11 protein-coding genes are annotated in these 12,276 nt (G+C 56.9%); 8 read left to right on the forward strand and 3 right to left on the reverse strand.

Translation table 11 applies throughout. From position 1 onward, the window contains the following. Positions 1 to 29: 29 nt before the first annotated feature. Positions 30 to 578: an NADPH-dependent FMN reductase gene (ssuE, locus tag FEM41_RS14515; RefSeq protein ID WP_138096687.1), complete on the reverse strand. Its 549-nt coding sequence runs from the start codon at positions 576 to 578 to the stop codon at positions 30 to 32. Positions 579 to 803: 225 nt separating this feature from the next. Between ssuE and pyrD the strand changes: the two genes are divergently transcribed. Together pyrD and FEM41_RS14525 are read left to right on the forward strand one after the other, a co-directional pair. Next, positions 804 to 1,814, forward strand: coding sequence for a quinone-dependent dihydroorotate dehydrogenase (pyrD, locus tag FEM41_RS14520; RefSeq protein WP_138096689.1), 1,011 nt, complete (start codon positions 804 to 806; stop codon positions 1,812 to 1,814). A gap of 172 nt (positions 1,815 to 1,986) precedes the next feature. Beyond that, positions 1,987 to 2,529 (forward strand): cell division protein ZapC, encoded by a 543-nt coding sequence (locus FEM41_RS14525; protein ID WP_138096691.1) that lies wholly within the window; start codon positions 1,987 to 1,989, stop codon positions 2,527 to 2,529. Here the strand turns inward: FEM41_RS14525 and FEM41_RS14530 are convergent. After that, on the reverse strand, positions 2,526 to 3,635 hold the full coding sequence (locus tag FEM41_RS14530) for a YcbX family protein (protein ID WP_138096693.1): 1,110 nt from the start codon (positions 3,633 to 3,635) through the stop codon (positions 2,526 to 2,528). The genes FEM41_RS14525 and FEM41_RS14530 overlap by 4 nt on opposite strands. A 102-nt stretch (positions 3,636 to 3,737) precedes the next feature. Between FEM41_RS14530 and rlmKL the strand changes: the two genes are divergently transcribed. The 6 genes from rlmKL (at position 3,738) to rmf (ending at position 11,672) form a co-directional block, all read left to right on the forward strand. After that, positions 3,738 to 5,855 carry a bifunctional 23S rRNA (guanine(2069)-N(7))-methyltransferase RlmK/23S rRNA (guanine(2445)-N(2))-methyltransferase RlmL gene (gene rlmKL / locus FEM41_RS14535; protein ID WP_138099210.1) on the forward strand — a complete coding sequence of 706 codons (2,118 nt, stop codon included), beginning with the start codon at positions 3,738 to 3,740 and terminating at the stop codon, positions 5,853 to 5,855. Positions 5,856 to 5,859: 4 nt separating this feature from the next. After that, entirely contained in the window at positions 5,860 to 7,782 is a 1,923-nt protein-coding gene (locus tag FEM41_RS14540) for an ABC transporter ATP-binding protein (protein ID WP_138096696.1), read from the forward strand. Between the two features lie 13 nt (positions 7,783 to 7,795). Further along, positions 7,796 to 9,064, forward strand: a complete 1,269-nt coding sequence (pqiA, locus tag FEM41_RS14545) for a membrane integrity-associated transporter subunit PqiA (RefSeq protein ID WP_138096697.1) — start codon at positions 7,796 to 7,798, stop codon at positions 9,062 to 9,064. Next, complete coding sequence (gene pqiB, locus FEM41_RS14550) at positions 9,054 to 10,694, forward strand: intermembrane transport protein PqiB (protein WP_138096699.1); 1,641 nt, start codon at positions 9,054 to 9,056, stop codon at positions 10,692 to 10,694. The genes pqiA and pqiB overlap by 11 nt, the downstream gene beginning before the upstream one ends. Next, the gene (gene pqiC, locus FEM41_RS14555) at positions 10,691 to 11,257 is read left to right on the forward strand and encodes a membrane integrity-associated transporter subunit PqiC (RefSeq protein ID WP_138096701.1); all 567 of its coding nucleotides are present in this window, start codon (positions 10,691 to 10,693) and stop codon (positions 11,255 to 11,257) included. Before pqiB ends, pqiC begins: the two co-directional genes overlap by 4 nt. A 247-nt stretch (positions 11,258 to 11,504) precedes the next feature. After that, positions 11,505 to 11,672 (forward strand): ribosome modulation factor, encoded by a 168-nt coding sequence (gene rmf / locus FEM41_RS14560; protein ID WP_138096703.1) that lies wholly within the window; start codon positions 11,505 to 11,507, stop codon positions 11,670 to 11,672. Between the two features lie 71 nt (positions 11,673 to 11,743). Here rmf and fabA read toward each other — a convergent pair whose 3' ends face one another. Then, positions 11,744 to 12,262 (reverse strand): bifunctional 3-hydroxydecanoyl-ACP dehydratase/trans-2-decenoyl-ACP isomerase, encoded by a 519-nt coding sequence (fabA, locus tag FEM41_RS14565; RefSeq protein ID WP_138096705.1) that lies wholly within the window; start codon positions 12,260 to 12,262, stop codon positions 11,744 to 11,746. Positions 12,263 to 12,276: the final 14 nt, after the last annotated feature.

Here is a 12,276-nt window from a genome sequence, read left to right on the forward strand (position 1 = left end):
ACAGCAGGGGGACAGCCCTGCGCAACAGCTTATGCATGCGCCACCTCCTGGCGTGACTGGCTGACCCGCTGGCGGAAAGTCTCCAGCGCATCATCCAGTCGCTGACGCAGCAATGGCTCGAAGATAGCCCGATGTTGATAGTCGCTTATCTGCTCGTCCTGAGCGAAGACGCCGTGCAGAATCTCCTGAGCCTTCAGGGCGTTCAGCACTGGCTTCAGGGCATAGTCCAGCGCCAGCATATGCGCCAGGGTGCCGCCGCTGGCGACCGGAAGCACCACCTTATGCTCCAGCGATCGCTCGGGCAGCAGGTCGAGCAACGTTTTCAGCGCCCCGGAAAACGAGGCTTTATAGACCGGCGTCGCCACGATCAGACCATCTGCTTCCCGGAGTTGCTGAACAAAGGTCTGTAGCGCCGGGCTGTCGAAGCGGGCATACAGCAGATCTTCTGGTGCAAAATTGTGCAGATGCCAGTGGCATACCTCGATGTCCGCCGCGTTAAGCGTCTCCCGGGCGTACTCCAGCATGGCGCCGGAGCGGGAAGGGTAACGGGGACTGCCGGCCAGGGTTATCACTCGCATGCGCTCTCCTTATAACCATTCGTTTGGTTTTTTCGATAATTGATTACGAAATGATATTCTCAGAGCCTGGCGTCGGGATTAAATGCTTTTTTTGCAGCTCGTTTGCCGGTTTATGCATAACAGGATCAGGAGGGCGCGGCTTTTTTGCCGCAGGTCAATTCACATTCGGACGCGGATGCATAATAATACGGCCCCGGTCTGCCTGACGGGAATCCTGGAGAATTCATGTACTACCCCTTCGTTCGTAAAGCGTTATTTCAGCTCGACCCTGAGCGTGCCCATGAATTGACTTTTCAACAGCTGCGTCGTGTGACGGGAACCCCGCTGGAGTGTCTGGTGCGCCAGAAGGTACCGGCGAAACCGCTCTCCTGCATGGGGCTGACCTTTAAAAACCCGCTGGGCCTGGCCGCCGGACTGGACAAAAACGGCGAGTGCATCGATGCCCTGGGGGCAATGGGATTTGGATCGATCGAGATCGGCACCGTGACGCCGCGCCCACAGCCGGGAAATGACAAACCGCGTCTGTTTCGCCTGGTGGCTGCAGAGGGATTGATCAACCGCATGGGCTTTAATAACCATGGCGTCGATCATCTGGTAGAGAACGTAAAACGCGCCCACTACGATGGCGTTCTGGGTATTAATATCGGCAAAAATAAAGATACGCCGGTAGAGCAGGGTAAGGATGACTATCTGATTTGTATGGAAAAAGTCTATCCCTACGCCGGTTATATCGCGATCAATATCTCTTCGCCGAATACTCCAGGGCTGCGTACCCTTCAGTACGGTGATGCTCTGGACGATCTACTGGCTGCGATTAAAAATAAACAGCAGCAGCTTGCAGAGCAGCACCATAAATATGTTCCAGTGGCAGTAAAGATCGCCCCGGATCTTTCTCATGAAGAATTGATCCAGGTAGCCGATAGTCTTCTGCGCCATAATATCGATGGGGTTATTGCTACCAATACCACATTAGATCGTAGCCTGGTTTCTGGAATGAAATATTGTGAAGAGAGTGGTGGTTTAAGTGGCCGTCCTCTGCAGTTAAAAAGCACCGAAATTATTCGGTTGCTGGCTGCCGAATTAAATGATCGTTTACCGATCGTTGGCGTCGGCGGTATCGACAGCGTGATGGCTGCACGCGAGAAGCTGGCCGCTGGCGCCACCCTTATCCAGGTTTATTCCGGTTTTATTTTCCAGGGGCCACCGTTAATTAAACAAATTGTTACTCATATCTAACCTTTTCACACCTCATGATAACGCCAGGGCTTTATTTTTAGCCCTGGCTGTTTTATATTCCTGTCAGTTGTTGCTTATTTAGTCATTCTGGTCTTTGCTTAGATCAACAATAAATCGAAACGCGACATCAATAATAGCTATTAGTTGGTTGGATAGAACAGGGTTAAAAATTATGCGGATTAAACCGGACGACAACTGGCGTTGGTATTTCGACGAAGAGCACGATCGGATGATGCTCGACCTGGCCAATGGCATGGTCTTTCGTTCGCGTTATTCCCGTAGGATGTTAACGCCGGATGCTTTCGATGCGCCGGGTTTTTGCGTCGACGATGCCGCGCTGTGGTTCTCGTTTGAGGAGCGCTGCCGCGAGCTGGCGATTTCCCGGGAGCAGCGTGCGGAGCTGGTGCTGAACGCCCTGGTGGCGATTCGCTTCCTGAAACCACAGATGCCGAAAAGCTGGCATTTTGTGACTCATCATGAGGTATGGCAGCCCGCGGCGGCGGATGTCGCCAGCGTTTGGGTAAGCGAAGATAACCGCCAGGTGAATTTGCTGGTGGTGGAGGCTGGCAGCAGCGCGTCGCTTTGTCTGCTGGCCCAGCCGGGGCTTAGCCTGGCCGGGCGCACGATGCAGTTAGGTGATGCCATCAAGATAATGAACGATCGGCTGCGCCCCCTGCTGCCGCAGGAGATACCGCTGTCCCGGGCGGCGGTTTAACCGTCGCTTAGCCTCAGTGAGCTCTGAGGAATACAGCTGCAACACAGAATGGTGCCGTCATCGGCGACCGCTTTTCCGTTCAGCGGCCTGACATCGCCTTCCAGCAGGCGGATCCGGCAGCTACCGCATACTCCCGCCCGACAGGACCAGGGCACCCGAATTCCCTGATTTTCCAGCTGATCCAGTAGCGGTTGCTGGTTGTTGCCGCGCAGCTGGCGGCCATTCCATTCCAGGGCTATTTCCGCAGGCGTAGCAGAGGGGGCCTGACTGGTTTGCGGCGTGTCGCCTGCGCCGTAGCGTCGGGCTGGTCCGGTTTCCAGTATCTCCACTTCGTCGCCGATACGAATAATGCCGCTATCCAGGGCAATCAGGTTAAGCCCGAAGTCGACATCCCCATTGTCTGCCGTGCGAAAGCCTTTAAGCGTGTTGAGCGGCTCGCCGCCGGGGTGGCGTACGCCCTGTGTGGGACTGACGGTGGTAAAGATACAGCGGCTACAGGGTTTGGTGACCTGGAAGCGAAGAGTCCCAATACGCAGCAGGCGCCAGCTATCTTCCTGCCAGGGGGCGGCGCCGCGCACCACCAGATTCGGGCGGAACTGATTCATTTCAACGCCAGCCGGGCAGCGACGGCGAAGATCGTCAAGCGAGCCTTCGCTGGTCAGTAGATAAGGGTAGCCATCGGCGAAGGCCAACGGTACATCCGGGTGGCGCTTCACACGGCGGTCGGGCTGGGGGCCAATCCAGCGTAATTGTACTTCCCGCTGGAGAAGGCCGCTCAGCCAGCGGTTGATCGGTTCTGGAGCGATAAGGGCAGTGAAGTGATTACCCCAGACTTCGGTAGGGGAAGGTTGAGAGAGGAAGTCATCAAAACGCGCCTGGCAACTGCTGCCATCAGGTCCGCTCAGCCACAGCCCGTCTGGCAGCAGAGTCGGGGTAAACAGCACCAGCTGGGGTAACTGGCGGGCGGTAATAAAGGTACCATCCGGCTCCGTCAGCATAAAAATTCGGTCAAAAGCCGGACCTCCGGGCCCGGCATGGGTATGAGACAGCTGCAACCCGCGCATCGATTTTACCGGGTGAATAGCCAGACGAGAGAGAGTAAGCACGATGCCTCCGGGAACCAGGGAATAACTTAGCAGGCAACTTTATGACATGTGTCTCAGATTAGCTATAATGCGCGGCAATTTTCTATGAAGATAAGTGACGATATGAATTCTCTGTTTGCCAGTACGGCGCGTGGGCTCGAAGAGCTGTTAAAAAGCGAACTGGAAGCACTGGGCGCCCGGGAGTGCCAGGTGGTCCAGGGCGGGGTACATTATCAGGGTGACAGCCGCCTGATGTACCAGAGCCTGCTGTGGAGCCGTCTGGCATCGCGCATTCTGCTGCCGTTAGGAGAATGTGGCGTTTACAGCGATCTCGATCTCTACCTGGGGGCCCAGTCTATCGACTGGACGGCGTTGCTGGCGCCGGGCAGTACCTTTGCGGTGCACTTTAGCGGCCTGAACGACAGCATTCGTAACAGCCAGTACGGCGCGATGAAGGTGAAAGACGCCATCGTCGACGCCTTTACCCGCAAGAATCTGCCGCGTCCGACCGTGGATCGCGAGGCGCCGGACTTTCGGGTTCAGGTACGGCTTTCGCGCGATACGGCCAGTATTTCCCTGGATCTGAGCGGCGAAGGTTTGCATCAGCGCGGCTATCGCGATCGTACCGGTCAGGCGCCGATTAAAGAGAACCTGGCGGCGGCCATCGTGCTGCGTTCGGGTTGGCAGCCGGGTACGCCGCTGCTCGACCCGATGTGCGGTACCGGCACGCTGTTGATTGAGGCGGCGATGATCGCCACCGATCGGGCGCCGGGACTACGTCGTCAGCATTGGGGATTTCAGGGCTGGTGTGGTCACGACGAGGAACTGTGGAAATCGGTGGTGGCCGAGGCTCAGGTACGGGCCCAGCGCGGCCTGAATGGCTATGAGGCCCGGTTATTTGGTTCCGACCGCGATAGTCGGGTGGTGGAGATGGCTCGCTCTGCAGTACGGCGCGCCGGGTTCGCTTCGCTTATTCAGCTTGATGTGTGTGACGTGGCGCAGTTGGCCAATCCGTTACCGGACGGGCCGTGCGGCACGGTAATCAGCAACCCGCCTTACGGGGAACGTCTGGATAGCGAGCCTGCGCTGATTGCGTTGCACAGTCAGTTAGGACGCCTGATGAAGGCCCGCTTTGGCGGCTGGCAGCTGTCGCTGTTCAGCGCTTCGCCAGATCTGCTGAACTGCCTGCAACTGCGGGCCGATCGTCAGTTCCACGCAAAGAATGGCCCGCTGGAGTGCGTCCAGAAGAACTATCGGCTGGCTGAAACGGCACCAGGGACAGAGCCACCGGCGATCGCGCCGGATTACGCCAACCGCCTGCGCAAGAATATCAAGAAACTGGAGAAGTGGGCGAAGCAGCAGGGCATTGAATGCTACCGGCTCTACGACGCCGATCTGCCGGAATATAATCTGGCGGTCGATCGCTATGCCGACCACGTGGTCATCCAGGAGTATGCGCCGCCGAAAAATATCGATCTGGCAAAGGCGCGTCAGCGCCTGTTCGATGCCATCAGCGCCACCATGGAGGCGCTACAGCTGGCGCCGGGCCAACTGGTGCTGAAAACCCGCGAGCGTCAGAAGGGGAAGAACCAGTACCAGAAACTGGCCGGAAAGGGCGATTTTATGGAGGTGCGGGAGTACAATGCCCGGCTGTGGGTTAACCTGACCGACTATCTGGATACCGGTCTGTTCCTGGACCATCGCATTGCCCGTCGCACGCTTGGCGAGATGAGCCGGGGCAAAGATTTCCTGAACCTCTTCTGCTATACCGGCAGCGCCAGCGTGCATGCCGGACTGGGGGGCGCCCGTTCCACCACCAGCGTGGATATGTCACGCACCTATCTGGAGTGGGCGGAGCGCAATCTGCGGCTGAATGGCCTGACTGGACGCGCCCATCGTTTGATGCAGGCAGACTGCCTGGACTGGCTACGCCATGCGGATGAGCAGTTCGATCTTATCTTTATCGATCCGCCGACCTTTTCTAACTCCAAGCGCATGGCGGATGCCTTTGACGTTCAGCGCGACCATATTTCACTGATGCGGGACCTGAAGCGCCTGCTGAGACCAGACGGCACTATTATGTTTTCGAATAACAAGCGTGGTTTCAGCATGGATCTCGATGGATTGACGGCTCTGGGACTCAGCGCCCGGGAGATCACCCGCGATACGCTGTCACAGGACTTCGCCCGCAATCGTCAGATACATAACTGCTGGCTGATCCGCCATGCGGTAAAGGATTGAGTCTATGTCATTAATTAGTATGCACGGTGCCTGGCTGTCGTTCAGCGATGCACCGCTTCTGGATAACGCAGAGCTCCATATCGAAGATAACGAACGGGTCTGTCTGGTGGGGCGTAACGGGGCCGGTAAATCGACCCTACTGAAGGTGCTAAATCAGGAGATCCCGCTCGACGACGGGCGGATCATTTACGAGCAGGATCTGGTGGTGGCACGTCTGCAACAGGATCCGCCGCGCGATATCGTCGGCAGCGTTTATGATTTTGTGGCCGAGGGGGTCGAAGAGCAGGCCGAACATCTTAAGGCCTACCACGATATTTCCCAGAAGGTGATGCAGGATCCCAGCGACAAGAACCTGAACCAGATGGCGCGTATCCAGGAGATCCTGGAGCACCACGGACTGTGGCAACTGGAAAACCGCATTAGCGAAGTGCTGGCTCAGCTGGGGCTGGAGGCTGATGCGCCGCTTTCTTCACTTTCCGGCGGCTGGCTGCGTAAGGCAGCTCTGGGCCGGGCGCTGGTTAGCTCCCCCCGTGTGCTGCTGCTCGATGAGCCGACTAACCACCTGGATATTGAAGCCATCGACTGGCTGGAAGGCTTCCTGAAGTCCTTTTCCGGCACCATCGTGTTTATTTCCCATGACCGTTCGTTTATCCGCAATATGGCGACCCGCATTGTCGATCTCGATCGCGGTCAGCCAGTCTCTTACCCCGGCGATTACGATAAGTATTTGCTGGCGAAAGAAGAGGCGCTACGGGTGGAAGAGCAGCAGAACGCCGAGTTCGATCGCAAACTTGCCCAGGAAGAGGTCTGGATCCGTCAGGGCATTAAGGCGCGCCGTACCCGGAATGAGGGGCGGGTGCGTGCTCTGAAAGCGATGCGTCGCGAACGCGGCGAACGCCGGGAAGTGATGGGTAGCGCGAAGATGCAGGTGGAAGAGGCGGTCCGTTCCGGCAAGATAGTCTTTGAACTGGAGGACGTTAACTACGCCATCGACGGACGCCCGTTGGTGAAGGTATTTACCACCCAGGTACAGCGTGGCGATAAGATAGCGCTGGTGGGTCCTAACGGCTGCGGTAAAACGACGCTACTGAAACTGATGCTGGGCGATCTTAAGGCTGACAGTGGACGGGTTCACATCGGCACCAAACTGGAAGTCGCCTATTTCGATCAGCATCGAGCGGCGCTCGATCCGGATCGGACGGTGATGGATAACCTGGCGGAAGGTAAACAGGAGGTCATGGTTAACGGTAAGCCGCGCCATGTGCTGGGCTATCTGCAGGAGTTTCTGTTCCCGCCCAAGCGTGCCATGACGCCGGTGCGGGCGCTTTCCGGCGGCGAGCGCAATCGTCTGCTGTTGGCGCGCCTGTTCCTGAAACCCAGCAACCTGCTGATTCTTGACGAACCGACCAACGATCTCGACGTAGAAACCCTGGAGCTGCTGGAGGAGCTGATCGACAGCTACACCGGCACCGTACTGCTGGTCAGCCACGATCGTCAGTTTGTTGATAACACCGTGACCGAGTGCTGGATCTTCGAAGGTGAAGGGCGAATTGGCCAGTACGTTGGCGGCTATCACGACGCCCGCAGCCAGCAGGCGCAAGTCCAACCGCTGCGTCAGTCCATGGCACAGAAAACCGAGGCCAAAGCCCAGGAGTCGGAAAAAGCGCAGCCGGAGCGGCGGGTGGCTAACAGCGGCGGCAAGCTTAGCTATAATTTGCAGCGTGAGCTGGAACAACTGCCGGAAAAACTCGAACGGCTTGAGGCGGAGCTGGAAACGCTACAGAGTCAGGTCAGCGATCCCGACTTCTTTAATCAGCCCCATGAAACTACGCAAAATGTGCTGTCGGCACTGGCGGAAGCAGAGCAGGCGCTTGAAACCGCCTTTGAACGCTGGGAACATTTGGAATCATTGAAAAACGGCGGATAAGGGAGAGAGGGCCATGTGCCAGCAACACCAGGACGGGCAGCACATTCTGTGCCCGCAGTGCGATCTACTGGTGGCCTTACCCCGGCTGGCAACCGGAGAGAAAGCCTGCTGTCCGCGCTGCCATACCACATTAACGACTCGCTGGAGTTCGCCGCGCCAGCGACCTACTGCCTGGGCGCTGGCCGCGCTGTTTATGCTGCTGCTGGCCAATCTGTTCCCCTTCATCAGTATGAACGTGAAGGGGGTCAGTAGCGAAATCGCGCTGATAGAGATCCCGGAGGTGATGTTTTCTCAGGATTACGCCAGCCTGGGATTCTTCTTTATTCTCTTTGTCCAACTGGTGCCAGCCTTTTGCCTGGTCAGCGTGCTGCTGCTGATTAACCACGTCCGTATGGATCTTCGCCTGGCGCGTTTTCTGGCGCGGATGCTGTTTCTGGTTAAGGGCTGGGGCATGGCGGAAATCTTCCTTGCCGGGGTTCTGGTCAGCTTCGTTAAGCTGATTGCTTATGGCGACATTGGGGTGGGGGCCAGCTTTGTTCCCTGGTGCCTGTTCTGCGTTCTGCAGTTACGGACCTTTCAGTGTGTGGATCGGCGCTGGCTGTGGGATGATATCGAACCGATGCCTGAGGTCCGCCAGCCACTAAAGGTGGGGACTACCGGGCTGCGCCAGGGGCTGCGCTCCTGCGCCTGCTGCACCGCCATTTTGCCTGTGGAGCAGCTGGTTTGCCCGCGCTGCCATTCTAAGGGATACGCCCGGCGACGTAACAGCCTGCAATGGACGCTGGCGCTGCTGTTTACGTCGATCATTCTCTATCTGCCCGCCAATATTCTACCCATTATGGTCACCGATCTATTGGGCGATAAGATGCCGTCGACCATTATCGCCGGTGTGATCCTGCTGTGGAATGAGGGATCTTACCCGGTGGCCATGGTGATTTTTATCGCCAGTATTATGGTTCCGACTCTGAAAATGCTGGCTATCGGCTGGCTGTGCTGGGACGCCAACGGCCACGGTCGGGGCGACAGCGAACGGATGCATAAAATTTATGAGGTGGTGGAGTTCGTCGGCCGCTGGTCGATGATCGACGTTTTTGTTATCGCCGTTTTGTCGGCGTTGGTGCGTATGGGGGCCCTGATGAGTATTTATCCTGCTATGGGGGCCTTAATGTTTGCGTTAGTGGTTATCATAACCATGGTGGCGGCGATGAGTTTTGACCCGCGATTGTCGTGGGATCGCACGCCGGAGCCGGCTCATGAGGAGTTAACTGAGCATGGAAAATAATAACGGAGAAGCCCAGGTGCGCAAAGTAAGACGCTGGTCGCCGGTGTGGATCTTCCCCATTGTGACGGCGCTGATTGGTGCCTGGATACTGTTTTATCACTACAGCCATCTGGGGCCGGAAGTGACTTTGATCACCACTTCTGCGGAAGGGATCGAAGGGGGAAAGACCGCGATCAAAAGCCGCAGCGTTGATGTCGGCGTGGTGGAAAGCGCGGTATTGAGTGACGATCTGCACCACGTGGAGATTAAAGCGCGTCTCAATGCCGGTATGGACAAGCTGCTGCACAAAGATTCCGTCTTCTGGGTGGTTAAACCCCAGATTGGCCGTGAAGGAGTAACCGGGCTGGGGACGCTGCTTTCCGGCGCCTACATTGAATTGCAGCCCGGCAGCAAAGGTGAAGCGCCGGAGCAGTACGAACTGCTGGACTCCCCGCCGCTGGCGCCGCCCGATGCCAAAGGGATTCGGGTGGTGCTGGAAAGCAGCCGCGCCGGTCAGTTGAATGCCGGGGATCCGGTGCTGTTCCGTGGCTATCCGGTGGGTAACGTCGAAACCAGCGAGTTCGATCCCAAGACCCGTAGCATTCACTACCAGCTGTTTGTGAAGGCGCCTTATGACCGTCTGGTTACCGCCAACGTACGTTTCTGGAAGGACAGCGGTATTGCGGTGGATATGTCCTCTTCCGGCATGCGGGTGGAGATGGGCTCGCTTACTACGCTGTTTAGCGGCGGCGTCAGCTTCGACGTGCCGGAGGGCTGGCCGCAGGGCGAGCCAGTGGCGAATCAGGCTGAATTCACGTTATTTGACGATCATAAGAGCATTCAGGATTCACTCTATACCCAGCATGTGGATTTCCTGATGTTCTTCCAGGACTCTATCCGCGGCTTGCAACCCGGTGCGCCAGTGGAATTCCGCGGCATCCGTCTGGGGACGGTTTCCGAAGTGCCTTTCTCGGTGCCGGGGCTTCAGCAGAAGCTGAATACCGATTATCGCATTCCGGTGCTGATCCGTATTGAACCGGAGCGGGTTGAGAGCCAGCTGGGCGAGAATCCGGACGTGCAGGCGCACCTGGAAGAGCTGCTTAAGCGCGGCCTGCGCGCCTCGCTGAAGACCGGGAACCTGGTGACCGGACAGCTGTACATCGATCTGGACTTCTATCCGAAAGAAGAACCGGTGAAAGGGATGCGCAGTTTCTCGGGATACCCGATCATTCCGACGGTCAGTGGTGGTCTGGCGCAGATCCAGCAGCGACTGATGGATGTGCTGGATAAGATCAACAATCTGCCGCTCAACCCGATGATTGAACAGGCGACCAATACGCTGTCTGAAAGCCAGCGCACCATGCAGCGCCTGCAGAAGACGGTCGACAGCCTGAACCAGATCATGGGTAGCCAGTCGATGCAGCAGCTGCCGCAGGATATGCAGAAAACGTTGCAGGAGCTGAACCGCAGCATGAAGGGCTTCCAGCCGGGTTCCGCCGCCTATAACAAGATGGTGGGTGATATGCAGCGCCTGGATCAGGTTCTGCGCGAACTGCAGCCGGTGCTGCGCACGCTCAACGACAAGAGCAATGCGCTGGTGTTTGAGGCGAAACAGAAAAAAGATCCCCAGCCGAAGAGGGCTAAAGAATGAAAAAGTGGCTTGCGCTGATAGTGGCTGCGGCGCTGAGCGCCTGCAGCAGCAGCGGCGATGATAAGACATACTACCAACTCCCGGTTGCCGTGCAGCCGGTAACTCAGAGTATGGCGCAGAGCAGTCAGCGCCAGCTGTGGGTAGAGCAGGTCGCTATTCCGGACTACCTGGCTGGTAACGGGTTGGCCTATCAAACCACGGATGTGCAGTACACCATCGCCAACAGCAATCTGTGGGCCAGTCCTCTTGACCAGCAGTTACGCAATACGCTGGTGGCGAACCTGAGCGCCCAGCTTCCGGGCTGGGTGGTCTCCTCCCAGCCGCTGGGCAGCGAACAGGATGTTCTGAGCGTTAACGTCACCGGTTTCCACGGTCGCTATGACGGGCATACGATCGTCAGCGGTGAATGGCTTCTTAACCATCAGGGCCGGATGATTAAACGGCCGTTCTTTGTTGAATTGAAGCAGCAGGAAGACGGTTATGACGCCATGGTGAAAAGCCTGGCTCAGGGGTGGCAGCAGGCTAGCCAGGGGATTGCGGGCGAGTTGACGCGCCTGCCTTAACTTAAAAAACTTTACGTTAAGCCGATACCGCGCGCTTCTTCGGGAGTGCACGGTATTTTTTTTATGCGAGTCAGGAAGATGCGTTACCCGGCAACGAGAAGTGCGGAATAATAGCGCATCAATATGACACTGGCGTGAATTTTGCGCATTGACGTTAGCGTCGAATAGGGGTATTCGTTACCTGTGGTTGCACATTTTGTAATCACTGTTTTCTTTTCCACAGCTAAGACAATGAGGGAAATGAGGCATGAAGAGACAAAAACGAGATCGCATGACACGGGCTCAGAAGCGTGGTTACCAGGCCGGTATTGCCGGTCGCTCAAAGGAAATGTGTCCCTATCAGGCTCTGGATCAGAGGTCGCACTGGCTGGGAGGTTGGCGAGATGCCATGGCTGACAAAGCGGTACTGGCCTGAGACATGCCACTGTCTCTTTAGATAACAGAAACCTCCGCATTGCGGAGGTTTCGCCGTTTCAGGGATGCTACTCAGAAGGTGGAGGTATCCTTGAACAGACCCACTTTCAGGTCTTTTGCATCATAGATTTTATGATCGTCAACAAACACTTCGCCATCGGCCACGCCCATGATCAGCTTGCGGTTAATGATGCGCTTGAAGTGGATACGGTAGGTCACTTTCTTCGCCGTCGGCAGTACCTGACCGGTAAATTTCACCTCGCCGACGCCCAGCGCGCGGCCTTTACCTTCGCCACCCAGCCAGCCAAGGTAGAAACCTACCAACTGCCACATGGCATCCAGACCCAGACAGCCGGGCATTACCGGATCGCCGATGAAGTGGCAACCGAAGAACCAAAGGTCCGGATCGATATCCAGTTCGGCTTCCACGTAGCCTTTATCATAATTGCCGCCGGTTTCGGTCATTTTGACCACGCGGTCCATCATCAGCATGTTAGGGGCGGGTAACTGCGGGCCTTCAGCACCAAACAGTTCTCCGCGTCCGGAGGCAAGAAGATCTTCTTTTGTATAGGATTCGCGTTTATCAACCATGTCTGAATTAAGCC

Origin of the sequence: Jejubacter calystegiae (assembly GCF_005671395.1) — a bacterium.
In the GTDB taxonomy this organism is placed as follows: domain Bacteria; phylum Pseudomonadota; class Gammaproteobacteria; order Enterobacterales; family Enterobacteriaceae; genus Jejubacter; species Jejubacter calystegiae.